Origin of the sequence: Halioglobus japonicus (assembly GCF_001983995.1) — a bacterium.
GTDB classification, from domain to species: domain Bacteria; phylum Pseudomonadota; class Gammaproteobacteria; order Pseudomonadales; family Halieaceae; genus Halioglobus; species Halioglobus japonicus.
This window is the reverse complement of sequence record NZ_CP019450.1, coordinates 2,045,985-2,070,059: the sequence shown is the minus strand read 5'-3', so window position 1 is coordinate 2,070,059 and position 24,075 is coordinate 2,045,985. Positions and strand designations below refer to the sequence as shown.

Genomic DNA, 24,075 nt, shown 5'->3' with positions numbered 1-24,075 from the left:
CGCACCGCGCAGTGTACAGGCTCAGGACAACACCGCAAAGGCAACGACACAGTCGGTTTCATCTGCCAGGCTGAGCAAAACCCTGGCACCGCCCCGGGTCCTGGCCACTTCCAGTGCGCCGCCACTGAGCACCACACCGGGGGCCCCGTTCTCATCGTGAACTATGCATATATCCTGCCAACTCACCCCCCGCCCAATACCCGTTCCCAGGCATTTTGCAACCGCCTCTTTGGCCGCAAAGCGCTTGGCGAGCAAATTGCCAGGACGCGAACTGGCGACGTATTCCACACGCTCCTCGGGGGTCAGGATCCGCTCAACAAAGCGATCACCCAGGCGCCCCAACACCTCGTCGATGCGCTCGAATTTCAGAATATCGGTGCCTATCGCTATCACTCAATCACTCCTGTGGTTGGGCGCGAAACAACTCGCGACTGCGCAAGGGTGCGTCTCCCAGGTGCACTGCCAGCGCCTGGCGCATCAATCGACGCGCCGTCAGCCGAGCGCTGCCATCGAACACCCCGGCGGCTATTTGCAGTAAATCCTCGCCCAGATAAGCGGGGCGATTCTGGGCATTGCTGCCGGCGCAAGGCAGCAGGCCTGTGTCCGGATCGAAAAGGTACCACGTGGCTGCATCGAGCGGTTCGCCGCTGCTGCCCTCCCGGTCCAGATCCAGCCGATATCCCAGTTCGTCGAGCAGCTGTAGTTCGAAGCGCCGCAGCACGTGCTCCACATCGACACCCTCACCCAGGGCTTGCACGGCGGCGGCATAGCCTGCAAACAAGCGCGGATGAGGGTCGTGGCGATGCAACAGACGCACCAGGATCTCATTCAGGTAAAGGCCGCTGTAGAGACGTTCACTGCGCAAGTGGGTGGCGGGCCCCGCCGACTCCACCTGGGTAAGGGTCTTGAGCTCGGAGCGACCGGTAAAACTGATCAACAGTGGTGAAAATGGCTGCAGCAGCGCCGCCTGGCTGCCACCGCGGGTTTTGCGCCGTGCTCCCTTGGCCACAAGACTGACGCGGCCGTGTTCGGCGGAAAAGACTTCCAGAAGGTTACTCGAATCCCGATAGGGGCGGCTGTGCAGCACGTAGCCTGGTTGCAGCGATACTCGCATGGGCTACACCGGCGACGGTTCAGATATCGTCGTAGCCGAGACTGCGCAAAGCGCGCTCATCGTCAGACCAACCCGATTTGACTTTCACCCACAGCCGCAGCATCACTTTATTATCGAACAAGCGCTCCATATCTCGGCGCGCTTCAGTGCCGATCGAACGCAGACGACTGCCCTTCTCACCAATAATGATTTTTTTCTGTCCGTCGCGCTCGACAAGAATCAGCGCGGAGATATGCACAATGCCCTCGTCGTAGGCAAACTCTTCGATTTCCACGGTCACAGCGTAGGGCAACTCGTCGCCCAACTGGCGCATGATTTTTTCGCGCACGATCTCCGCGGCAAGAAAGCGCTGGCTGCGGTTGGTAATCTGTTCTTCAGGAAAAAAGTGCTCTGACTCCGGCAGGTATTTGAGAATCTCTGCCTCCAGTTCATCGACGTTGTGCTGCCGCAGCGCCGAAGCAGGAATCACCGCCTTGAAATCGGCTTTATCGGCCAGCATCTGCAGGTGGGGCAGCAATACGGCCTTATCGTCCAGCAGGTCTACCTTGTTCACCACCAGTACCGCTGGCAGACCCGATTGCACCACCTGTTGCAGGACCATTTCGTCCTCGTCGGTCCAAGCGGTGCGGTCAACCAGAAACAGCACCAGATCCACATCTTTGATCGCCGAACTCGCAGCTCGGTTCATATAGCGGTTGATGGCCTTCTCAGCGGCCTTGTGCAGCCCGGGTGTGTCGACAAAAATAATCTGGTGATCGTCCTCGGTCTTAATGCCCAGCACCTGGTGGCGGGTCGTCTGGGGCTTGCGCGAGGTGATACTGATTTTCTGGCCGAGTATGTGATTGAGCAGCGTAGACTTGCCCACGTTCGGGCGCCCGACAATGGCGACATAGCCACAGCGTTTGGATTCACTTGCCATAGGCGTTCAACCTCTCAAGCGCAGTGCGAGCAGCGGCCTGCTCGGCCTTGCGACGACTGCTCCCCGCACCTTCCACCACCAGCGCCGGCTTGGTGAGACGGCAGGCGACATGGAACTGCTGATTGTGATCATCGCCGAGCACACCGAGTAATTCGTACTCGGGCAGTGGCTTGCCACGCCCCTGCAAGTACTCCTGCAGACTGGTCTTGGCGTCCTTACCCGCGCTGCCCAGGTCCAGTTCTTCAAGTCGCGTACTAAACCAGGCCAGCACACAGCGGCGACAGGTTTCGACATCGCTGTCGAGTAAAATAGCGCCGGTCACGGCCTCCAGGGCATCCGCGAGAATAGACGTACGTCGCCTTCCACCGCTCTTGCGCTCGCCGGCGCCGAGGGTCAAATGCTCACCCAGCTCCAATTCCTGAGCTACCTCCGCCAGGGTGTCACCTTTAACCAGGGCGGCGCGCATGCGACTCATATCTCCCTCGCGGGCATCGGGAAACTTGTGGTAAAGCTGTTCGGCAATGATGTGATTTACGATGGAGTCGCCGAGAAACTCCAGCCGCTCATTGTTGCGGTTACCGGCGCTACGATGGGTCAGCGCCAGCTCAAGCAGACTGCGGTCTGCAAACTCATAACCGAGAGCGCGCTGCAGGCGCGCGGCCTTTAGCTCGCGGTCATTCACTTGACGTTGGGCTGTCCCGCCACGAACAGCAGGTCGTCAAAACGCAGCACCAGATCGAGATTGGCGATGGCATTGACCCGGCCCTCGTAGCGGCCATCGATATACATCTTGCCGCCCTTGCGATAGAACTGGACGTCCTTCACCTTGATCGCCTTGATCTGGTTGGAGTTAAACAGGTTGGCCAGGCGCCGACGCATCTCGCCAATGGTCGTCACATTGGGTTTGTGTTCGTCGGAGATCGTTGTGAGGATGTGTTTGATGGACTCATACTCAGAGTACACCGGGACAATTTTCACGATGCAAAGCACATAAAAACCGGCCATCATGGCGATGATCAGACCACCGAACAGGCCCATACCTGCTTGACGTTGACGTTGACGCATATCCGCTTCCCCTGAGCTATTCCGTTTGCTGCTAATTAATTATAGTCATTCAATCAGGCCAACGCGGCTGAAGCTGGGGATACTCAGGAACGAGTCCCAGTGCATCCAGATCGCGAAAGCCTTGCCTACTATATCCTTTTCGGGGACCTGACCCCAAACGCGACTATCGGAGCTATTGTCGCGATTGTCGCCCATCATGAAGTAGTGTCCCGGACGCACCAGCACCGTGAAGTCACGGGGCATGCGGCCCTCGTCGACCTGCATCAGATGGCGGGCCTCGCCCAGCGTCTCAAGACCAACACGCTGACGCACATTGGGACCCGGAATAATGGCCACTTCTTCGCGACTGACCTGTTCGCCATTCACAAACAGGCGCTTATTGCGGTAACTCACCGTGTCCCCGGGCAAACCGACCACGCGTTTGATGTAGTAGGTGTCATTCATGTGGGGCGGGAAAAACACCATCACATCACCGCGCTCCGGTTCATTCAGGTCCGCGACTTTGGTGCGCGTTACCGGAAGGCGGATGCCGTAGGTGAACTTGTTCACCAGGATGTAATCGCCCACCTGCAGCGTGGGAACCATGGACGACGACGGAATCTGGAACGGCTCGACCAGAAACGAGCGCAACACGAACACCACAAACAAGACCGGGAAGAACGACCGCGCATATTCGACCACCACCGGCTCCGCAGCCTGGCTGGCTACGCCGGCGCGAAACTGCTCTCGCTGCGGGCTGCCCTCTGCCTCCCAATCCGGGTACTGCTCCTGCAGTCCAGCAATGGTCTTGCGTCGCCCTGGGGCCAGAAACAGCGCATCCAGCAGCCATACCAGGCCGGTACCGCCGACCAGGATGACCAGGATCAGGGGAAAATCGATTGTCATACCACTCATTCAGGGTCCGTCCTAGCTGTCTACCTTAAGTACTGCGAGGAAAGCCGACTGGGGGATTTCCACGCTGCCTACCTGCTTCATGCGTTTCTTGCCCGCTTTCTGCTTCTCGAGCAGCTTCTTCTTTCGGGTCGCGTCGCCACCATAACATTTTGCGGTGACGTTCTTGCGCAGGGCTTTCACCGTGGTACGCGCCACAATCTTGCCGCCGACGGCTGCCTGGATCGCCACGTCAAACATCTGCCTTGGAATGAGCTCTTTCATTTTTTCGGTCAGCGCACGACCGCGATACTGTACCTGGTCTTGGTGGACAATCACTGCCAGCGCATCGACGCGATCGCCGTTAATCAGCACGTCCAGGCGCGACAGTTTAGCCGTTTCAAAACGCTCAAAACTGTAGTCCAGAGAGGCATAGCCGCGGCTGACCGATTTCAGGCGATCAAAGAAATCCAGCACCACTTCGGCCATGGGGATGTCGTATACCACCTGCACCTGGGCGCCGAGGAACTGCATGTCCTTCTGTACACCACGCTTCTCTACACACAGGGTAATCACATTACCCAGATAATCCTGGGGGACCAGAATATTGCAACGGGCGATGGGCTCGCGCATCTCCTCGATATCAGCCACGTCCGGTAGTGATGAGGGGTTATCGACCTTAATGGTTTCACCGTTTTTGGTGACCACCTCATAGATTACCGTGGGCGCAGTCGTAATCAGATCAAGATCGTACTCGCGCTCCAGGCGCTCCTGGATAATTTCCATGTGCAGCATGCCCAGGAAACCACAGCGAAAACCAAAGCCAAGGGCGTCAGAGCTCTCCGGCTCATAGAACAGCGAGGCATCGTTGAGCGTGAGCTTGCCCAGCGCATCGCGGAAATCCTCGTAGTCATCAGAGGAAATCGTAAAGATGCCCGCGTATACCTGGGGCTTGACCTGTTGGAAACCGGGCAGCGCAGGCACATCCTGCTGCTTTTCGTGCACCAGCGTATCGCCCACAGGCGCGCCGTGAATATCCTTGATGCCAGCCACAACAAAGCCCACTTCGCCGGCCATCAGGCAATCTTTCTCGTGCCGCTTGGGCGTAAAAATGCCGACGCTGTCCACCTGATGCGCCTTGCCCTGGCTCTTGGCCACAATTTTGTCGCGCTTACGCAGCACCCCCTGCTTCACACGCACCAGCGAGACAACGCCCAGATAATTATCGAACCATGAGTCGATAATCAGCGCCTGTAACGGTGCATCGCGATCGCCCTCGGGCGGGGAAATTTCCTCAACCAGATATTCCAGCGCATCCTCGATACCCATACCTGATTTCGCCGATACGGGCACAGCGTTGGTGGAATCGATGCCGATAATTTCCTCGATCTCGATCTTCACCCGGTCAGGGTCGGCCTGTGGCAGGTCCATTTTGTTGAGAATGGGCAGCACTTCCAGCCCCTGCTCGATGGCGGTGTAGCAGTTGGCAACCGACTGGGCTTCAACCCCCTGCCCGGCATCTACCACTAACAGAGCACCCTCACAGGCCGCAAGAGAACGTGACACTTCGTAGGAAAAGTCCACGTGGCCCGGGGTATCAATGAAATTGAGCTGGTAGGTCTCGCCATTCCTGGCCTTGTAATCCAGGGTGACACTCTGTGCCTTGATCGTGATACCGCGCTCGCGCTCGATATCCATGGAATCGAGCACCTGCTGCTCCATCTCACGATCGGACAGACCACCGCAGGCCTGGATAAAGCGGTCAGCCAGCGTCGATTTGCCGTGATCGATATGGGCAATGATGGAGAAATTTCGGATGTGTTGGAGGTCGCTCACGCAATCGGGCCTGACAAGGTTACAGGGCGGCCGGAACAGGTCGCCCAAAAAACGCGCGATTGTACCTCAAGCGGCCCCCCGCCGCTATTGCTCGAGGCGTAATCCAATAAACAGCGGCGTGCCGCGACGGGTCAGTCGCAGGGGCACGGAAGCGCCTGCTTCCAGGCCCTCGACAGCGCTGGCGAAGGCATCCAGGCTCTTCACCGGCGTATTACCGATCAAGGTAATCACATCGCCCGGGCGCACGCCCGCCTCGGCTGCCGGCGAACCGGGCACAACCTCATGGACCACGACACCGCCACTGAGGCTCCAGCGCTCCAGCATCTCGTTATCCGCTTCGACGACAACGACGCCGATCCGCCCCCCTCATCGCCCTCTGCACCGCCGCTGGCCAGCGCATAGCTGTCATCGGCAGCGAGACCGCCGACCTCTACCTTCAGGGTCCGACGCTTGCGATCGCGGACGATTTCCGTGCTCACCCGGGCGCCCGGGGCGATCAGACCCACCACATGCGGCAGGTCGGAGGAAGTGGGTATATCCTTGCCATCGAACGTTACAATCACATCGCCCTCGCGCAGACCCGCCTCATCCGCGGGACCATCCTCGGCCACCTGGACTACCAGGGCACCGCGAGGCCGATCCAGTCCAAAGGACTCAGCCAGATTTTTGTCCACGTCCTGAATGGTCACGCCCAGCCAGCCGCGAGTCACCTTGCCATGCTCCTCAAGCTGAGACACAACGTTGCGCACCACACTGACAGGAATAGCGAAGGACAGACCGATCGAACCACCACTACGGGTGAATATCTGGGAATTCACACCCACGACCTCACCTTCGAGGTTAAACAGCGGGCCACCCGAATTACCGGGGTTAATGGCCACATCGGTCTGGATAAAGGGCACATAATTCTCGCCATTTTCGGTAGGCAGGCTGCGGCCCTTGGCACTGACGATACCGGCAGTCACTGAGTAATCGAGCCCGAATGGCGAACCGATGGCCAGCACCCATTCGCCCACTTGCAACTCGCCTGCGTCGGCGAACTCGAGTACGGGCAGTTTCTCAGCATCGATACGCAGTAATGCGAGGTCGCTGCGCGGATCTGTACCGACAATCTCGGCTTCGAACTCGCGGCGATCGCTCATCCGCACCAGTACCTTGTCGGCACCGGACACCACGTGGTCATTGGTCACAATCAGGCCATCCGCGTCGATAATGAAACCTGATCCCATACCCATGCGGGGGCGCTGGGGCGCGCCATCGCCGCGGAACTCGAAAAAGCGGCGCAGATATTCAGGCACTTCCTGGGGCCCCTGCCCCTGCGGGGGGCCGCTTGCCTCAACAATGATCTTGACCACAGCGGGAGAACTCTCGCCCACGATCTCGGTAAAATCAGGTAGTCCGGCTGCGCGCACCTGGGCAGCAAACAGCAGCCCGGCCGCAATCACCAAAAGCAGAGTGTTTTTAATGGATACCTTCATAGTTACCTCGTGACAACGAAAAGTCAGCCCAGGCGCAGAGCCTGGGAAGAACTGCTTAGAACCTCTTCCAGCACCGGCTGGAAACTGGCGTCCTGACGATGGCGATGGGCGTGCAACCGCACCAGGCCAACACCTGCGGCCAGGCCGGCAACAGCGCCAAGCGCTCCGCCAACATCGCCAGCGAATGCTGACCCCAGTGTAGCCAAGGCCAGCATGCCGAGCACCGGCACCATATAGACAATTATTGAACCGCGCAGTATCACTTCCTCGGGAATGCTGATGCGAACCTCGTCATCCACTGCGCACTGGCGGGGGTGTACCTTGCCGGGCAAGGCGCGAATCAGAGAGCGCTGCCCCTCGGAAATCCGGTTCATCACACCGTGGCCACAACCACTTTTTGCCGCGCAGCTGCCACAGGTTGTCTTGCGAATGGTTTCGACCCAGACGCTGTCGTCTTCAACGGCTACCACGCGGCCCGTTTCAAACAGCATATCAGCGCTCCCAGGCCACCGAATCGGCGACCATGCGCGCCGTATTCACTGGCACTTCACCGATGACGGTCAACAACACGGGCTGGCCGGAAATCTTCACACCACGGGTATAGGAGGTGCTACTGCCCTTGCGCACCACGCCCTCGCCGGGACGAATCTCGCGATCGAGCTCTTCGATAAACACCGAGAATACCGTCAGGCCGTCGGTAAAGGTCTTGCGGCCGCGCGGTGACCCGGCGAGATCAGTCGATGTAAAGCCCGCCGGCAACCAGCCCACCTTCCAGCCATGGCTATCGGCGATTGCTGTGGGTTCGGGCACCGTGCGGGCTGCCGTGGCAGCCGGCATCGCGGCAGCAGCCACAGCATCGATAGCGACAGATTCCTCGATGGTCAGGCTTGCGAACTGAAATTTCTCCAGTACGGTATTGCCGTGACCAATCGTGGCGGACTTCAGTAACAGACCGGTTTCCCGGTCAAGTTCCATAATGTGGCCGTAGCGGTACATATCGCGAGGCGCCACGGCGATACGGACAGACTTACGCCCTGCCACGCGATCGCCTTCGGTGACGGTTAGCTTGTAATTGACGGCAATGCCGCACTTGTCACCCTCGAGGCGCAGTAATTTCTGTCCGGGGTGCACAGCATCCAATGGGTTATGCTTGCGCGTGACCTCTGCCCCTTGCCCGGTGAGCTGGGTCATGCGATCGGAAATGGCCTCACCGTCAACGGTGTGGGATACCTGGACGACCTGCATATCCTCATTGTCACGCTGCAGGGTAACCACACCCTGATAACTGACCTGATCGGAACTGCGGGACATTTTGTCCAGCCATTGAATGGCCGCCGGATTGACGTCTGCGCAATCATCGGCGGATAGCACTGGCGCGGCGACAAACGCCAGGGCCAGTGCCGCGAGTCGGGGCAAGCGGGCTGCGCTCATACTATTTGCGAATCTTCTCTACCCGGGCGAAAGGCATCAGACCCTGCGGACTGTTAAGCGCAGCCTGTTCGGCATGCTCCTGCATGTACATTTCCATACGCTGGCGGGCCAGTTCCTTGTACGCGGTTTTCCCCGCTGGCTGCAGCGAGGGTACGGCTTGGTTGCCGTAGCTGGCCTGGACCGCAGTGGCACCCATGGTATTCACAAGGCCCACGGGCGACGAACCTACCGTGGCCACCGACTGGCTGCCATAGGGGTCGTCAGCGGAGCTGATCTGGGCCAACTGCTGACCGCCCAGCACCACCGTGGCCGCCACAGACGCGGCAACCGCAAAGCTGGCGAATGGCCGACCAATGCGCTGGCGCAGGCTCGGTGCAGCCTCGCTCTCGTTGATGGCGGTGCGCACCCGCGCCGAAATATCGAGCTTGAGATCACCGACGCCCTGCCCTGTCATCACCGAGCGGGTGGCGTGATAGCGCAGCCATGTCTGGCGCAATTCGCCGTCGTCTTCAATCTGCTTAAGTACCCGCTGCAACTCGAGCTCATTGGCCTCGTCGTCCATCAGGGCAGAGAGCGATTCCCGCATTTTGTCACTCATGTGTGTTGTCCTCGCGTCGTTACGCGTCTATCGGGGAGTATCAGCATTCAATGCTGACCCTCCAGTTGTTCTTTCACCTTGGTGTCGATCGCTTCACGAGCACGGAAAATCCGCGATCTGACCGTTCCCACCGGGCATTCCATGATGTCGGCGATGTCCTCATAACTGAGACCATCAAATTCACGTAAAGTTACCGCAGAACGCAAATCATCTGGCAGATCGGCTATCGCGGCATCCACCACGGCCTTCAGCTCAGCGCCAAACAGGGCGGTTTCGGGGGTCTCGATATCCCGCAGGGCACCGCCGCCCTCGTAATACTCGGCATCTTCTACTTCCACGTCGGAGCCCGGTGGCCTGCGAGAGCGCGACACCAGATGGTTCTTGGCCGTGTTTACCGCAATCCGGTACAACCAGGTATAGAACTGGCTGTCGCCCCGGAACTTGGGCAGCGCCCGATAAGCCTTGATAAAGGCTTCCTGGGCCACGTCCTGCACCTCATCAGCATCGTGCACATAACGGCCAATCAGGCTCATGATCTTGTGCTGGTACTTGAGCACCAGCAGATCGAAGGCCCGTTGGTCCCCTTTCTGCACTCTCGCGACAAGCTGCTGGTCCGTCTCGGCGGCCGTCACTCCCCTGTCCCCTCCGTGGTCATGGCAAAACCGCCCTGACAATAATATTTCTGTAGTGTACCCGCGTAGACCGTCTTCGCGGGCATAAGTTCAGCCCGGTACAATGCTGGGCACCTGTATGAAACTGTTTGCATCGAAAAGTTCCCCTGCGGGAATTCCTTATTACACCGGAGGTCGTATATACTCGCAGCCGGCCGTGCCCAACCCGGCTAAGTTGTTGAGGCACATCATATATTTCGCATTCCGAGGCAGCAAGCGAGCGCGCCATGCCCACCACTCACAAGCACGACGTCCTGGTTATTGGTAGCGGTGCCGCAGGCCTGAGCCTGGCCTTGCACCTGCCAGCAGACTGCCGCGTGGCACTCCTGTCGAAGGCCGACCTGAATCAGGGCTCGACCTACTGGGCTCAGGGTGGCATGGCGGCCGTGCTGCACGACCGGGATACGGTCGATTCCCACGTGGAAGACACGCTGGCGGCCGGCGCCGGTCTGTGCGACCGCGAGGCGGTAGAGTTTACCGTGCGCAACTCCCGGCGCTGCACCGAATGGCTGGTCGAACAAGGGGTCGACTTCGATTTGCGCCAGGACCAGGCCGACGCCGATGACCGTGAATTCCACCTCACGATGGAGGGTGGCCACAGTCATCGGCGGATTATCCATGCGGCGGACCGCACCGGCAGGGCCATATCCGAGGTACTGACTGAGCAGGCCCTGGCCGCCGACAATATCGAAGTTTTCACCCATCGCGTGGCCGTCGACCTGATTCGCCACGAGGATCGCTGCCAGGGCGCCTACATTCTCAACCGCAATACCGGGCACGTGGAGCTGTTTCAGGCCAAGGCGGTGGTTCTGGCCACCGGCGGGGCCAGCAAAGCCTACCTCTATACCAGCAACCCCGACGGCGCCAGCGGCGACGGCATTGCGATGGCCTGGCGCGCCGGCTGCCGGGTCGCCAATATGGAATTCAACCAGTTCCACCCGACCTGTCTTTACCACCCCAAGGCCAAGTCATTCCTGGTCACTGAGGCCCTGCGTGGCGAAGGCGCCCACCTGTTGCTGCCCGACGGCAAACGCTTCATGGACCGCTTCGACCCACGCGGTGAACTGGCCCCCGGGATATTGTCGCCCGCGCCATCGACCACGAAATGAAACGCCTCGGTGCCGACTGCGTGTTTCTGGATATCTCCCACAAGCCACGCGACTTCCTCGAAGCCCACTTTCCTACTGTGATGAGCCGCTGCCGTGAATTCGGTATCGACATTGCGGAAGAGCCGATTCCGGTGGTGCCCGCTGCCCACTACACCTGTGGCGGGATCATCGTCGACACCGCGGGGCGCACCGACCTAGAGGGCTTGTACGCCATCGGTGAAGCCTCATCCACGGGCCTGCATGGCGCCAATCGAATGGCGTCAAACTCGCTGCTGGAGTGCATTGTTTACGCGGAGTCGGCCGCTCATGATATCGCTGCGTTATTGCCCGAGCTCCCCTCTCCGGCCCCGGCGCGCGGCTGGGATGAAAGCCAGGTCACCGATTCAGACGAGGACGTGGTTATCTCCCACAACTGGGATGAGCTGCGTCGCTTTATGTGGGACTACGTAGGGATTGTGCGCACGGACAAACGACTGCAGCGGGCACTCCATCGTGTCCAGTTACTGCAGTCTGAGATTGCCGAATACTACGGCAACTACAAGGTGGGCAACGATTTACTGGAACTGCGTAACCTGGCAATGGTGGCCGAACTAATGATTCGCTGTGCCATTGAGCGCAAGGAAAGTCGCGGACTGCACTACACCCTCGACTACCCGGAGCAGCTACCAGAGGCACACGACACAATCCTGCGACCGCTAAACTCCCCGCTCCAGGGTTAACCTGACGCGCAATCTGCGCCGGACCTCGTGGGGCACAGCATCCGCCAGAATCCACACCGGGTAGCGAACACCCCGCATATCACGCAGGGACAGGTATATACCCCCAGGGCCCATCCTTGAAGCGCGCTCCAACTGCACCGGCTCATTGCCGTTGCCGCGATCCAACGTCCACCCGCCCCCGTGCCACCCCAGCTGCCAGCCTACCCAGGGCTGGGCCACCAGTTGCGGCGACCACAGACCTATGAACAGCGCACATAACGCCGCCAGCTCAATATGGCCGGCCGCGCCCACCAGCACGCACGCAGCCAGACAGGCTACACAGTGTATAAGCTGACAGGCCCGATATCGCGGCGAATCAGCGATGCTCAGGCGGAGTGTGGGCGAAGTTGAGAATCTGTTGGACAATCGCTGCGTGCTCCGGGTCTTCTGGCTTTTGGCGCTGCAAGAACCAGGCAAACAAATCCTGGTCCTCACACAACATCAGCTGCTGGAAGCGCTCCCGATCGACATCATTGAGGTCGGCGTAGCGAGCCTGCACGAAAGGCTCCAGCACCAGGTCCAGTTCCAGCATGCCGCGCCGGGCAGCCCAGCGCATACGGTTAATCTCTTGTTCAGCTACCATTACAGATTCACGCACGGTTGTATTCATCGACGCCGGCCATTATATAGGCAAAAGCGGCCGTAATGGGACGGCTGACAGCGGACACGCCAGCGCCTATCATGGGCGCCCCAGATCAGAGGTAATGACATTGAGCGCCCAATTCGTACTGCTTGAGCAGGAAGCCCTGCTCCATATCACCGGCCCGGATACGCTGAAATTTCTGCAGGGACAGACAACCTGTGATGCTGCGGCCGTCACTGCAGCGCAGGCCGTTGTGGGCGCCTATTGCACCCCGAAAGGCCGCATGGTCTGCGATTTCCTGCTTGGCCAACTGGGCGAGGAACACTATGCGCTGCGTCTAAGGCGCAGCGTCGCGGATGTCGCGGCTTCCACGTTTGGCAAATATATTGTGTTTTCAAAGGCAGACATCGCCCCCGAACGCAGCGACTGGCAGGTTGTCGGCATCTGGGGCGAAAGCAGTGCCCAGGCGCTGTCCGAGTTAGGTATTGACGTACCCGGCGGCCGCTATCAATCAACCGCTGGCGAGGGCTGGCTGCTGGTGCAACTGGACGACGAGGGTCACTACCTGGAAGCCTGGATCGACATGCAGGAACACAGTGCGCAGTACGATCGCCTGAGACAGGCGCTACAGGCGGGCGACGCCAATGCCTGGAATGGCGCACAGATTCGCGCGGGTATTGGCCGCGTGGAAGACACCACCAGTGAAATGTTTCTGCCACAGGATCTCAACTACGATGTCACCAGCCATGTGAACTTCAGCAAGGGCTGTTATACGGGCCAGGAAATCGTCGCTCGCCTGCACTATCGCGGCAAGGCCAAACGCCGCGCGTATCCCACTGTGGCGGCCACGACTGAACAGCCGGCCGCAGGTGTGGCGCTATATGCGGCAGGCAAATCACAGAGTGTCGGTACGGTGGTTAATAGCGGCCGGGATGGCGATCAGGTGCTGTGCCTGGTGAGCGCCACCCGCGAGGGGCTGGAACAGGGATTGCGCGTGGGCAGTGAAGACGGCCCCCTGCTGGAGGCCCTGCCACTACCCTACGCCCTGGAAGACTGAGCTTTACTCAGCTCTCCAGATTGGCCTCGATAGCATCGAGGAAACCGTACATATCGACGACCTTCTCATCGTCGGGATTGAGGGTCTTGCCCTTGAGATCACCGGTGATTGTGCCCTGCGCCACGGTTTCAATCAGGGCGGACTTCAGGCGCGAAGAATACTCGGCCAGGGCGGCGTTATCCTCACGGCGAGCCAGTTCTTCCAGTGCATTTGCCACGGCAAAAATCAGTGCGGAGGAATTGAAGTTGGCCTCTTTGCCGTCCGTTTCGAGATAACGCAGGTAGAGATCGTGTGCTGTGCCGTGCGGAGCTTCGTAAAGCATAGTGCCGTCTTTGCTCTCAATCACCGAGCTGGCAGTGGCTAGGCTGCCACCGAGGGCGGCTGAAATATCCGAAAAGATATCGCCGTCGAGGTTCTGTGCAGGGTATAGGCCCCAGCGCGGGGGATCGCAGATCATCTTGCTAAGCTGGCGTGAAGGACGCATGATCATGAACGACGGCGGCGGTGTATCCAGGGCAGCCAGTTCCTTCCGGATCTCCAGGATAATCGAGCTGTATACCTCGTCGTAATTGACAAACTCCCGTTTCAGCCCAAAGTACACTTCTTTCTTGTTCAAGGCCGCGTCGCGGAACACCTGCTTGACCCAATCCTTGATCGCCGCTCGGTCGTTGGACATAAACAACAGCGGATCACCCGCTTTCACGTCCCGGGCGTGCTTTTCAACGCCGTCCATAACCACTTTGACAATGCCGTCTTCGGGCGCCGGAGTGTTGTAACTGCCGTACTGGTCACCACCACCGGCACTCATCCGCGAGATCGAGACGTGAGCCTTGCGCTCGGGCAGTCCATAGCGCTTGAGCTGCTGCACCAGCTTGTACAACTTCATACCACTGACGTTATCGGGAACGCCCCATAGCGCGCGCTCAGGAGGATTGGAGACAATGCGGGCTGCCTGGGCATCGATCAGCTCGTAGTGATACTCGAGGCCGGCAGCAGCGACCTTATCCTTGTAGTCGCTGTTATACACTTCCTCGATCGCGGCGCGCATAACGCCGTCGTAGCCCGCCACCACGGTATCCTTGAGACCCAAGTAGATGTCGCGCTTTTCATCGAGTGCGCGTTGGAAGAACCGATGGGCCCAGGCCTTGACCTCATCCAGGTCGTTGGACGCGAGCATCCAGGGATCGCCCTTGCGCAGCGTGCGGCGGTGCAGCTCTACAGGATCACCGCTGCTGCCCACGAAATAGACCTTCGCAACACCGGTGGCGTCAGACAGTTCGCTGTAGCTGAAGTCGAGACCGCCGGAGTCCATGGTATCCACTTCGATTTCCCGGCCGACCCAGTCTGGGCGCACGCTCTTCAGGTTGCGAAACTCGATATCCTCGCGCGTGATGTTGCCGCCTATGCCCTTGCGGATCGCGCCATTGGGCGACTTGGTCGCCAGTTTGTCGAGCGCGGCTTCGCTGATATCAGGGTACTTGGCGAGCAAATCATCCAGCTGCGCACGGTTGACTGTCATACCCGCATTCTTGATGCCAACACCGTTTACCTTGAGGGAATCGATCGCATCCAGAACCACCTGGCCATTACTGGTCAGGCGCTGCTCTGCAGACAGATCAATCTCCACCAGATCAATGTCCAGTCGCGAGGTAACAAATTGCTCCAGAATTCTCTCGAAGGCGATCTGGGCCATTTCGTCGCCGTGCAGTATCACCATGGGTTTGGCGACCTGAATTTTATTAGTCATGCTATCTCCAGTTAAAAAGCGGTCTCAGGCAAAAGACCGGACATTAGTCGCTCCGGGTGCGCGTGCCTACTCGATTTTAGTCGATACCCGGTTATCAGCGAGGGTAAAGTGGGTAACCTCACCTCGCTGGGAATACACTTCAGGCAGAAAATAATTGAGGCTCGCAACCTCCTCCACCTGATGGCGCTGCCACTGTTCCATGACAGCAGGATGGAACATGACATTGCGAATGTAATAGTTAAGCAGCCCGCCCAGCACCGGCAGTTGCGAGCCAATGGTCGAGCTTACTGTGTAATAGGTTCCCCCATCGCGCTGCTCAAAACGGTGTTCAATCCGACCCATGGGCAGGCCCGCAAACTCCGGTATCGCCACCATGCGCTCTGCGGACAGTTCTTCCAGACGGGCCTGGCCGCGACTGTCATAGGGACCAAACCACTCCTCACGCTGGATCAACGCACCCTTTCCCATCCCGGCGGAACCATCGTCCGCCGCTTCAACCACCCGAATCCTGCCGTGCTCAGTGGGATGAAAAATATGGTAAAGCGGCATGCGCTCACCGCCGAGGTCAACGGTCGACACCGGCAACACCCGGTAAAACCAGGCCACCATGGACGGGCTGATGTCAGCCAGGAAAAAATGCTCTACCCGGGCCTGAATGAGGCCGTTGGCATCGATATGCCAATAGCGCTTGCTGTCGCGATAATCAGGTAGTTTCCAGGGTAGCTGTCGAGGCGGATCGCGATACAGCGGTGCTGGTTGAGCCACCCACAATAGTGCCGCCGCAACAACAATTACCACTGTCAGTCTTTGCCAGATTCGCACACCGCCCCCCCGAGAGGCGCGCATTCTGCCACAGAACCGCGTCTCGAGACAGGCCCACAGGGTTGCTATCCGGCGCTTCGACACGGACAATCGCCCCCTTGACGCCCCAGGAAGCGAAAGCATGACCATCAAGAAGACCTACATTAGCGCCGACCAGTTACTCGTTGACTCCTATGAACTGGCCCTGAATGTGCTCGACAGCGATTTCAGACCGGACTACATCGTGGGTGTGTGGCGTGGCGGCGCGCCGGTGGGTATCGCCATCCAGGAGCTGCTCAAGTACGCGGGCCACGAAACCGACCACATCGCCATTCGCACCTCGCACTACACCGGTATCAACCAGACCAGTGAGTCGGTGATTGTGCACGGCCTGCACTATCTCATTGAGAACGTTAACGCTGAAGACAATGTGCTCATCGTGGACGATGTATTCGACTCGGGACGGTCAATCCAGCAGGTGATCTGGGACCTGGAAGCCAAGTGCCGTCGCAACACCCCCACGTTCAAGATAGCCACGCCCTACTTCAAGCCAAGCAATAATAAGACCGAGCTGGTACCGGACTATTTCCTCCATCAGAGCGAGGAGTGGCTGGTGTTTCCCCATGAACTCGAAGGGCTGAGCGCAGCCGAAGTACTGGAAGACAAGCCTGGTTTGCAGGGGCTGCGGGATCGCATTGTCGCCCTGCACCCGGAATAAATCAGGCCTCGGCGGGCAGCGACCAATCCACCGGCGCCTGCCCCCTGCCCTGCAGATAATGATTGGCGGCGGCAAAATGGCCGCACCGGAAGAAACCGCGATGAGCACTTAGCGGCGAAGGATGCGGCGCCTTGAGCACGCAGTGGCGCTCCGTATCAATAATGGCGCCCTTGCGCTGGGCATAGCTGCCCCAAAGCAGAAACACCACCCCTTCGCGCTCGCGGTTAATCACCTCGATCACCTTATCGGTAAACCTCTCCCATCCCTTGCCCTGATGTGAAGCGGCCTGGGCGCACTCTACCGACAGTACACTGTTCAGCAGCAGCACCCCCTGGCTCGCCCAGGCAGTAAGGTGACCGTGGGTCGGAATCGGGAGACCGAGCTCGGCATTGATCTCCTTATAGATATTCTTCAACGAGGGCGGCACTTTCACACCCGGCTGCACCGAGAAGCACAGCCCGTGGGCCTGGCCCTCGCCGTGGTAGGGGTCCTGACCGAGAATAACAACTTTCACATCGGCTAGTGGCGTGTGGCTGAAGGCGCTGAAGAACTCGCTGCCGCGGGGAAAAATGCGCTTACCGGCAGCCTTTTCGGCGCGCAGGAAGTCGCGCAATTCCTGCATATAAGCCTGGTCGAACTCTTTACCCAGGTGAGCCAGCCAGCTCGGCTCCAACTGCACCTCACGGCCCGTCACCTCAATCACAGGCCGCCATCAAGTACACCTGATCAGTGCCGGCGTCGGCCTGAATGTTGATGGTGGGGATCAACTTGCTGCGTTCGCGCTTACCCGCACCCTCGTTGACCGCCGGCCCCAGCGCCGGCGCGTTAAATGCCTTCATGCGCTGCTCCACACGCGGCTTGCGATAAAGCGTCGTGCGCATGCGCGGCACGCGACCGGCGCGCTCAATCTGGTTCTCCATGTGCTGCGGCGCCCATTCCTGACCGTGGCCGGAGCCGGCTGCGCGAGTAATGCTCTCGTTCATCAGTGTGCCGCCCAGATCATTCGCACCCGCGTCGAGACAGGCCCCAACGCCGGCCTCTCCCATCTTCACCCAGGAGGTCTGGATATTGTCAATCAGGCCTGCAAACACCAGCCTCGCGACCGCGTGCATGAGCACTGCTTCACGGAAGGTCGGGCCTTTGCGGGCCCGACCCTTGAGATACATGGGGGCTTCCATATGCACAAATGGCAGAGGCACAAATTCGGTAAACCCACCCGTGCGTTGCTGCAAATCTCGCACCGCCAGCAGGTGATGAGCCCAGTGCTGGGGCGACTCAATGTGGCCGTACATAATAGTTGCAGTGCTGCGCAGCCCCACCTCATGGGCAGCTTCCATCACCTCCAGCCACTGCCCGCTGTTGAGCTTGTCAGGACACAGGATGGCGCGGACATCATCGTGAAGAATTTCCGCCGCGGTTCCAGGCAGCGTATCGAGCCCCGACGCTTTCAATTTGCGCAGGTAATCGGCCACGGGCAGGTTCAGGGTCGCGGCTCCCTGCCACACCTCCAGCGGTGAAAACGCGTGGATGTGCATATCCGGCGTGGCACTGCGCACCGTCGCGATAATATCCAGATAGGTCTGGCCAGTGTAATCCGGATGAATCCCGCCCTGCATACAGACTTCACCGGCGCCGCGATCCCAGGCCTCTATGCAGCGTCGGGCAATCTCTTCGCCACTGATATCGTAGGGTCGGCCGCGCAGGTTCTCGCTTTGCTTACCTTTGGAAAAGGCGCAGAACTGGCATTTGAAGTAGCAGACGTTGGTGTAATTGATATTCCGGTTAACCGTATAGGTCACCTCTTCTCCAACCTGAGTCGCACGCAGTGTGTCTGCCGCCTGCACCACATGGGAAAAATCGGCGCCGCGGACCTCAAATAGCTGCGTTACTTCGGCCACAAGCAGGGCTTCTCCCGCGACGGCCCGAGCCACGATGGCACGAATATCGTGACTGGGGGCGATCTGGGATGGCGTCTCGCGCAACAGTTCAGCGTCCACATCAGGTACCGGCCGCTCTTCACCGGGCACCCAGCTGTCGCGGCGGGCATAGCCGGCGGCATCGCACTGCTGCATTACCGGACCGAACATACCCGGGGCAAGCCAGCGCTCGGCATCGCGAATATACGCAGGATAAATCGTCAGCCGCTGATCGAGGAACTTACCCGCCGCCGCAGTCTCCCGGGCCAGCTCCTGCAAGTGCGGCCAGGGCGCCTCAGGATTGACGTGATCCGGGGTAAGAGGAGATACACCGCCCCAGTCATTAATGCCGGCAGCTACCAATTGGGGCAACACCCCTGGACTGAGGTTGGGTGGCGCCTGAATGCTCATATCGGCGCCAAACACCAATCGGGCCGCAGCAATCGTCCACAGCAGATCCGCCAGGTCGGGCTCCGGCGCCTGCGACATGAGGGTGCCCTCTTTGGCCCGGAAGTTCTGGATAATGACTTCCTGCAGATGGCCGTGGCGCTCATGAATGCGACGCAGGGCCAACAGCGACTCAATCCGCTCGCGACGAGTTTCACCGATACCGATGAGAATACCGGACGTAAACGGCACGCCGGCCTCGCCCGCCAGCGACATGGTTTCCAACCGCACCGCAGGAATCTTGTCGGGCGACCCAAAGTGCGGCATGCCCTGCTCGCACAGCCGCTCGGACGCCGATTCGAGCATAATGCCCATCGAGGCACTCACCTCGCGCAGTGCGGCGATTTCTTCGGCGGTCATACAGCCGGCGTTGATGTGGGGCAACAGGCCCGTTTCCGCCAGAACGCGACTTGCCACCTCGCGTACATACTCCAGCGTGGTCGAAAAGCCCATCTCAGCCAGCGCCTCACGCGCAGCCTTGTATCGCAGCTCGGGCTTCTCACCCAACGTAAACAGGGCTTCCTGGCATCCTTGCGCCGCTCCCTGGCGACACAACTCCAGCACTTCCTCAACCGGCATAAAGACCTGCTCCAGTTTTGAGGGAGTCTGGGCAAAGGTGCAGTAATGACAGACGTCGCGACACAGTTTGGTCAGCGGAATAAAGACTTTGCGCGAATAGGTGATGACATTGCCGTACCCCTGATCGCGCACCGTTCCAGCCAAAGAAACCATGGCTGGTAAATCGTCATAGTCGGCCAGCGCCAGCGCCTGAGATGCTTCGGGTGTGCAGCCAGAGGTAACTGTGTCGTGCAGCTGCTGCCAGTCCAGTTCAGGGGCGGGGCTGAAGTGGGCGGCAACGCCGGAGTCGCGCAACCAGCGAGCGCTTTGCTCACCGATATGCTCACAAGCCAGCAGCGATGCCAAATCGTCAGGTTCATCGATATCCAGGCCAATACCCGGACGTTCCAGTGGAACTTGCCTTAGACCGGCCTGAGTGGCCCAGCGCCGGTGGCGCTGGAAGCTGCCTTCGCCGAAGTGGTACTCAGGCTCCACGTGCTCTGCCAGTGCGAGCAGGTTGGTGCCCTGCCCTGCCGTGTCCGCACCGATAACCACGTCGGCGTCCGCCAGTGCGGCCAGCACAGCGCTGAGATCGCTTTCGCGCAACAGCGGCAGATCTGCGTGCAGCACCAGCAGCGGAGTCGTGTTATCGGCGCGCAACTGGGTGCTGGCCGAGGTCAACAACCCGTTCAGGCCACTCAGCTGCAAATCAGATTCGGCAATAACGGTGGCGCCGTATCGCTGCGCCAGTTCATGCGCCGCGGGATCGTCAGAAATCACGTAGACCTCGCCCACCTGCCTGTGGCTGGTCAGCATGGCCAGCACGTCACCGGCCATGGCTTCAACCAACCCGGCCCGCTGCCCGGCCGTTAACAGGGGTGCCAGCCGGCTTTTTGCACGCTGCAGGGATTTGAGAGCCACAATGGCGCGGGCCCTGTTCACATCGCCTCCAAAGCCAGACAGTGACGTGCGAGCGTCATTTTGTGCTGCAGATCTTTCATAATGGTTGGTGCTATCTCCACCCGGATGCCCAGTGCTTCTATTTCTGGGGCCAGTGTAGCGTCACTTTCGTCGATCACGAAATAGTCAACCAGGCCCGGGTATCGCCGTTGATAATGCTCAGCCACACCCAGAGCGGTGACCGGGACGGCGAGCTCACTCATCATTTTGGCAGCAGGCCCCTTGATCGCCAGCCCCGCCACGATCGGACTGACCACGATCACCGGCGCCACCGCATCGCGCAGTGCAGTCCAGACACCGGGCACCTGCAATATTGGATCGATACTGACATAGGGATTAGAGGGGCAGATGACCACGCGCCGGTAGCCACCCTGCTGCAGTGTCCGCAGTACGGTTTGATTGGGCCGCGCGGAGGTAATCCCCTCGAAACTGAAGCCCGTGACCTCAGGCTCGCACTGGCGACGCACAAAATAATGCTGAAAGGGCAAGTCCCCTTCATCACTGTGCACCTGAGTGCGCACTGGATCGTCGCTCATGGGGTAGACCGCGGCCTCAATGCCCATGGTGCTCGCCAGCGATGCAACAATGTCGCTGGCATGACGGCCCTCGCGCAGCGCCTGGGAACGCCAGGTATGCGTCGCCAGATCACGGTCGCCCAGGCGAAACCAGGTCTCACCTCCGAGGGTCTCCAGCGCTTCCATGAAATTCCAGGTTTCGCCTTCAATACCCCAGCCCTGCACCTGGTTGGCGCGCCCCGAGAGGGTATACAGAAGGGTATCGATATCCGGCCAGATGGGCAGGCCCAGATGCTCGAAATCGTCGCCGGTATTCACCAGGATATCGAGATCAGGCCCTGCAAGCTCGCTCGCCAGGCCCAGGCAGAGCTTGGCCCCACCGACACCGCCGGAAAGGGCAAGGGTTTTCGAAACAGGCTCAGCCATTAGCGGAACATGTCCATCGCCTTATCGCGCAACAGGACCCGAGAGTTGGTCTCGGCGGCACGGAGCCGTGCACCGCGCACATGCACGACCGGACAGGCCTCTGCGGCCTGCCCCATGATAAAGGATGCCGCCGCAGCAAGTTCATCGGCAACTGCCGCCTCGGTCACCTCGAGCACGTTGCCGAACATATCCAGCTCACCCACCTGATTGAACAGCGGGTCAAACCCGGCAGTGCCAATGGCAATGCCCACGGTGCCGTTGCGCCAGGCGCGGCCGGCACTGTCATTGATAATGATATGGGGCGCAGCGCCACAGGTCTGGCCGAGTTCGGCACGCAGTCTGGCGGCAGACGCATCGGCGTCATGCGGCAACAGCAACACCCGCGGGTCATCCGGGGCAGTTTCGATATTGGACTTGTCGATACCGGCATTGGCGTGCACGTAACCGTTGCGGTGTTCGACGATAACTACGCCGGGACGCACCCGCACAATTTCATTGCTCTCCCGGAGAATGAGTTCGGCTTGGCGGGGGTCTTTATCGGCTTTTGCTGCGAGTTCATGCGCCTGGGCACTGGGCTCCACATCTGCCAGGCGGACGTAGCAATCCTCCGCCTTGGAGACGATTTTCTGCGCCAACACCAATACATCGCCTGCCTGTAGCTCAAGCCCGTTGTGGGCCAGGCTGTCAGTCAGCATCTTGGCGAGGTCATCGCCGGGCTGCACCCTGGGAAAATCCACCAGGGCGGTCAGCTGGAGGGAGCCGCTCATTGTGCAGCCAGTGTATTCAATCGTCGCCGAGGCCGGTAATACGGATACCGGCGTGACAGCTGTACTGCTTGTTGATGACGATCAGTACGGAAGTGAGTGCCTCTGCTGCTGCAGCGTTATTAATCATACCCGCATGGAAGCCGCGCATGCCCGCTGCTTCTACCAGGGTAATTACCTGCTCCCTGGCAGCCTTCTTGTTGCCACAAACGAGCACATCGCAATCCAGGTTACTGCCTTCCTGAAGGTGGGCGGCGGCAACATTCTGGAACGCCGACACGACCATAACCTCTTCACCCAGCAGGTCCTGGGCGATCTGACCGGCACTGCCGCCTTCGGGCAGTTGTACGCGGGCCACTTTCGGCGGCACCAGCGGCACGGTGACATCGATCAGAATTTTACCCTGGAGTGCCGGTTTGACCAGTTCCAGGGTCGACGCCTGGTGGCTGAAAGGCACGGTAATCGCAACAATATCTGCAGCCTCAGCGGCGGCCAGGTTTTCCTCGGCAGAAACGCTGATCTCGGCAACGCCGCGCTCAGCCATAACTTCCTTGAGATCAGTGACGGCGGCATCCGCCTTTTCCTGGGTGCGAGAACCAATAATTACCTGGTAGCCAGCTTGCGCCCAGCGTCGTGCCAGGCCTGTTCCGAGGTCGCCTGTGCCGCCCAGAATGGCCAGCACCGGTAGTGAATCTGTTGTCATGATGTTATTTCCCAATAATCGATGAAGGCAGCGCAGTACAGCAATTCCAACCATGCGCCGCTTGTCATTGGTACCGCCGGGCGGCTAAAGCAGATCAAATGTTCTGCCGTGGCCATTTGCTTTAGGATGGGCACCGGACCGGCATAGTATGTGTTTAGTCAAACCACCACAAGCCCGGCGCAACGGCTGTCAACTGGAGTAAAACTATATGGACAACCCCCTGGATTTCACCGGCAAAACCATACTGGTCACTGGCGGCGGCAAGGGCGTCGGCAAAGGCATTAGTGAACGTTTTCTGGCGATGGGTGCGAATGTAGTGATCTGCGGCCGCAGCGAACCCGACACGTTGCCCAGTGCCAATGGCAATACCGCCCGCTTCACCCCCTGTGACGTGCGCGACTACGAGCAGGTAGAAGCCTGCGTCGACTTCGCGGTGCAAACCTTCGGCACGCTGGATGTGCTGGTCAACAATGCCGGCGGTGCGCCCTATGCCGATGCAGCGACAGCCTCGCCGCGTTTCTCTGAATCCATCATCCGCCTCAACCTCATCGCCCCGCTTAATTTCGCCCAGGTGGCCAACCGGGTCATGCAAACCCAGGAAAGCGGGGGCAGCATCATTAATATCGCCAGTGTCAGCACCATACGCCCGTCTCCGGGCACCGCGGCCTATGGCGCAGCCAAGGCCGGCCTGGTCAATCTGGGCACGTCACTCGCGGTTGAATGGGCGCCGAAAGTGCGCGTCAATGCGCTGATTGTAGGCCTGACCCAGACCGAACAGGCGCATCTGCACTACGGTGATGATGAGGGTATTGCCGCGGTGGGCGCCACAATCCCCCTGGGACGCATGGCGGTTCCGCAGGATATTGGCAATGCCTGCCTGTTCCTGGGCTCCTCGCTCTCGTCCTATGTCAGCGGCACCAGCTTCGCCGTTCACGGTGGAGGCGAAAAGCCCGCGTTCCTCAGCGCAGCAAACGTCGAGCAAGGCTGACCCCAAGGTCTATCACAGCCTGTTATAATGCCCCCTGTCCACT

At 59.6% G+C, this 24,075-nt stretch carries 23 protein-coding genes and 2 pseudogenes; 4 read left to right on the top strand and 21 right to left on the bottom strand.

The genetic code is table 11. The features are described 5' to 3' along the window. Positions 1-21 precede the first annotated feature (21 nt). From acpS to rpoE, 12 genes and pseudogenes are all read right to left on the bottom strand, one after another. Positions 22-393 carry a holo-ACP synthase gene (gene acpS / locus BST95_RS09740; RefSeq protein ID WP_084199090.1) on the bottom strand — a complete coding sequence of 124 codons (372 nt, stop codon included), beginning with the start codon at positions 391-393 and terminating at the stop codon, positions 22-24. Positions 394-397: 4 nt separating this feature from the next. Next, positions 398-1,114, bottom strand: coding sequence for a DNA repair protein RecO (gene recO, locus BST95_RS09735; protein ID WP_066052472.1), 717 nt, complete (start codon positions 1,112-1,114; stop codon positions 398-400). A 19-nt stretch (positions 1,115-1,133) separates the two neighbouring features. Then, positions 1,134-2,033: a GTPase Era gene (era, locus tag BST95_RS09730; RefSeq protein WP_066052475.1), complete on the bottom strand. Its 900-nt coding sequence runs from the start codon at positions 2,031-2,033 to the stop codon at positions 1,134-1,136. Continuing rightward, complete coding sequence (rnc, locus tag BST95_RS09725; protein ID WP_066052477.1) at positions 2,023-2,715, bottom strand: ribonuclease III; 693 nt, start codon at positions 2,713-2,715, stop codon at positions 2,023-2,025. The genes era and rnc overlap by 11 nt, the downstream gene beginning before the upstream one ends. Further along, positions 2,712-3,098, bottom strand: coding sequence for a DUF4845 domain-containing protein (locus tag BST95_RS09720; RefSeq protein WP_084199089.1), 387 nt, complete (start codon positions 3,096-3,098; stop codon positions 2,712-2,714). The genes rnc and BST95_RS09720 overlap by 4 nt, the downstream gene beginning before the upstream one ends. 45 nt (positions 3,099-3,143) lie before the next feature. Continuing rightward, the gene (gene lepB, locus BST95_RS09715; RefSeq protein WP_084199088.1) at positions 3,144-3,983 is read right to left on the bottom strand and encodes a signal peptidase I; all 840 of its coding nucleotides are present in this window, start codon (positions 3,981-3,983) and stop codon (positions 3,144-3,146) included. A gap of 21 nt (positions 3,984-4,004) precedes the next feature. Beyond that, positions 4,005-5,804, bottom strand: coding sequence for a translation elongation factor 4 (lepA, locus tag BST95_RS09710; RefSeq protein WP_084199087.1), 1,800 nt, complete (start codon positions 5,802-5,804; stop codon positions 4,005-4,007). An 84-nt stretch (positions 5,805-5,888) separates the two neighbouring features. Further along, a pseudogene (locus tag BST95_RS09705) lies at positions 5,889-7,282 on the bottom strand (DegQ family serine endoprotease). Between the two features lie 23 nt (positions 7,283-7,305). Then, a complete protein-coding gene (locus tag BST95_RS09700; protein ID WP_084199086.1) occupies positions 7,306-7,773 on the bottom strand; it encodes a SoxR reducing system RseC family protein in 468 nt (155 codons plus the stop codon). A gap of 1 nt (position 7,774) precedes the next feature. After that, entirely contained in the window at positions 7,775-8,713 is a 939-nt protein-coding gene (locus BST95_RS09695) for a MucB/RseB C-terminal domain-containing protein (protein WP_084199085.1), read from the bottom strand. 1 nt (position 8,714) lies between these two features. After that, positions 8,715-9,311 carry a sigma-E factor negative regulatory protein gene (locus BST95_RS09690; protein WP_084199084.1) on the bottom strand — a complete coding sequence of 199 codons (597 nt, stop codon included), beginning with the start codon at positions 9,309-9,311 and terminating at the stop codon, positions 8,715-8,717. Positions 9,312-9,358: 47 nt separating this feature from the next. Further along, positions 9,359-9,943, bottom strand: a complete 585-nt coding sequence (gene rpoE, locus BST95_RS09685; RefSeq protein ID WP_066052496.1) for an RNA polymerase sigma factor RpoE — start codon at positions 9,941-9,943, stop codon at positions 9,359-9,361. Between the two features lie 266 nt (positions 9,944-10,209). Here rpoE and nadB point away from each other — a divergent pair. Then, positions 10,210-11,810, top strand: a pseudogene (gene nadB / locus BST95_RS09680) (L-aspartate oxidase). Here the strand turns inward: nadB and BST95_RS09675 are convergent. Continuing rightward, positions 11,787-12,107, bottom strand: coding sequence for a protein YgfX (locus BST95_RS09675; protein WP_084199083.1), 321 nt, complete (start codon positions 12,105-12,107; stop codon positions 11,787-11,789). The pseudogene nadB and the gene BST95_RS09675 sit on opposite strands and share 24 nt — an antisense overlap. A gap of 58 nt (positions 12,108-12,165) precedes the next feature. Next, on the bottom strand, positions 12,166-12,447 hold the full coding sequence (locus BST95_RS09670) for an FAD assembly factor SdhE (RefSeq protein WP_425319720.1): 282 nt from the start codon (positions 12,445-12,447) through the stop codon (positions 12,166-12,168). A gap of 112 nt (positions 12,448-12,559) precedes the next feature. On the opposite strand from BST95_RS09670, the gene ygfZ reads away from it, so the two are divergent. After that, positions 12,560-13,489, top strand: coding sequence for a CAF17-like 4Fe-4S cluster assembly/insertion protein YgfZ (gene ygfZ / locus BST95_RS09665; protein ID WP_169843901.1), 930 nt, complete (start codon positions 12,560-12,562; stop codon positions 13,487-13,489). Between the two features lie 7 nt (positions 13,490-13,496). Here the strand turns inward: ygfZ and BST95_RS09660 are convergent, their stop codons facing one another. Together BST95_RS09660 and BST95_RS09655 are read right to left on the bottom strand one after the other, a co-directional pair. Continuing rightward, positions 13,497-15,236 (bottom strand): isocitrate/isopropylmalate family dehydrogenase, encoded by a 1,740-nt coding sequence (locus BST95_RS09660; protein ID WP_084199080.1) that lies wholly within the window; start codon positions 15,234-15,236, stop codon positions 13,497-13,499. Between the two features lie 66 nt (positions 15,237-15,302). Beyond that, entirely contained in the window at positions 15,303-16,034 is a 732-nt protein-coding gene (locus BST95_RS09655) for a hypothetical protein (protein ID WP_084199079.1), read from the bottom strand. Between the two features lie 151 nt (positions 16,035-16,185). Here BST95_RS09655 and BST95_RS09650 point away from each other — a divergent pair, with 151 nt between their 5' ends. After that, positions 16,186-16,755: a phosphoribosyltransferase gene (locus BST95_RS09650; RefSeq protein ID WP_084201128.1), complete on the top strand. Its 570-nt coding sequence runs from the start codon at positions 16,186-16,188 to the stop codon at positions 16,753-16,755. Position 16,756: 1 nt separating this feature from the next. Here the strand turns inward: BST95_RS09650 and ung are convergent, their stop codons facing one another. The 5 genes from ung to npdG are packed head-to-tail and all read right to left on the bottom strand — an operon-like array spanning position 16,757 to position 23,044. Next, on the bottom strand, positions 16,757-17,458 hold the full coding sequence (ung, locus tag BST95_RS09645) for a uracil-DNA glycosylase (RefSeq protein ID WP_373295073.1): 702 nt from the start codon (positions 17,456-17,458) through the stop codon (positions 16,757-16,759). After that, entirely contained in the window at positions 17,451-20,618 is a 3,168-nt protein-coding gene (gene cofH, locus BST95_RS09640; protein WP_229801649.1) for a 5-amino-6-(D-ribitylamino)uracil--L-tyrosine 4-hydroxyphenyl transferase CofH, read from the bottom strand. Before cofH ends, ung begins: the two co-directional genes overlap by 8 nt. Beyond that, positions 20,615-21,577, bottom strand: coding sequence for a 2-phospho-L-lactate transferase (gene cofD / locus BST95_RS09635; RefSeq protein ID WP_084199078.1), 963 nt, complete (start codon positions 21,575-21,577; stop codon positions 20,615-20,617). The genes cofH and cofD overlap by 4 nt, the downstream gene beginning before the upstream one ends. Next, the gene (cofE, locus tag BST95_RS09630) at positions 21,577-22,344 is read right to left on the bottom strand and encodes a coenzyme F420-0:L-glutamate ligase (RefSeq protein ID WP_084199077.1); all 768 of its coding nucleotides are present in this window, start codon (positions 22,342-22,344) and stop codon (positions 21,577-21,579) included. Before cofE ends, cofD begins: the two co-directional genes overlap by 1 nt. Before the next feature lie 16 nt (positions 22,345-22,360). Further along, positions 22,361-23,044 carry an NADPH-dependent F420 reductase gene (gene npdG, locus BST95_RS09625; RefSeq protein ID WP_084199076.1) on the bottom strand — a complete coding sequence of 228 codons (684 nt, stop codon included), beginning with the start codon at positions 23,042-23,044 and terminating at the stop codon, positions 22,361-22,363. A gap of 208 nt (positions 23,045-23,252) precedes the next feature. Between npdG and BST95_RS09620 the strand changes: the two genes are divergently transcribed. Further along, positions 23,253-24,032 (top strand): SDR family oxidoreductase, encoded by a 780-nt coding sequence (locus BST95_RS09620; protein WP_084199075.1) that lies wholly within the window; start codon positions 23,253-23,255, stop codon positions 24,030-24,032. The last annotated feature ends 43 nt before the right edge of the window (positions 24,033-24,075 follow it).

What these genes read in the sequence shown, in the direction of transcription:
- cofE (WP_084199077.1), bottom strand. Translation starts at nt 22,344, where the DNA reads ATGAGCGGCTCCCTCCAGCTGACCGCCCTGGTGGATTTTCCCAGGGTG.
- recO (WP_066052472.1), bottom strand. Translation starts at nt 1,114, where the DNA reads ATGCGAGTATCGCTGCAACCAGGCTACGTGCTGCACAGCCGCCCCTAT.
- BST95_RS09695 (WP_084199085.1), bottom strand. Translation starts at nt 8,713, where the DNA reads ATGAGCGCAGCCCGCTTGCCCCGACTCGCGGCACTGGCCCTGGCGTTT.
- BST95_RS09720 (WP_084199089.1), bottom strand. Translation starts at nt 3,098, where the DNA reads ATGCGTCAACGTCAACGTCAAGCAGGTATGGGCCTGTTCGGTGGTCTG.
- cofD (WP_084199078.1), bottom strand. Translation starts at nt 21,577, where the DNA reads ATGGCTGAGCCTGTTTCGAAAACCCTTGCCCTTTCCGGCGGTGTCGGT.
- era (WP_066052475.1), bottom strand. Translation starts at nt 2,033, where the DNA reads ATGGCAAGTGAATCCAAACGCTGTGGCTATGTCGCCATTGTCGGGCGC.
- BST95_RS09620 (WP_084199075.1), top strand. Translation starts at nt 23,253, where the DNA reads ATGGACAACCCCCTGGATTTCACCGGCAAAACCATACTGGTCACTGGC.
- npdG (WP_084199076.1), bottom strand. Translation starts at nt 23,044, where the DNA reads ATGACAACAGATTCACTACCGGTGCTGGCCATTCTGGGCGGCACAGGC.
- BST95_RS09660 (WP_084199080.1), bottom strand. Translation starts at nt 15,236, where the DNA reads ATGACTAATAAAATTCAGGTCGCCAAACCCATGGTGATACTGCACGGC.
- lepB (WP_084199088.1), bottom strand. Translation starts at nt 3,983, where the DNA reads ATGACAATCGATTTTCCCCTGATCCTGGTCATCCTGGTCGGCGGTACC.
- BST95_RS09690 (WP_084199084.1), bottom strand. Translation starts at nt 9,311, where the DNA reads ATGAGTGACAAAATGCGGGAATCGCTCTCTGCCCTGATGGACGACGAG.
- BST95_RS09700 (WP_084199086.1), bottom strand. Translation starts at nt 7,773, where the DNA reads ATGCTGTTTGAAACGGGCCGCGTGGTAGCCGTTGAAGACGACAGCGTC.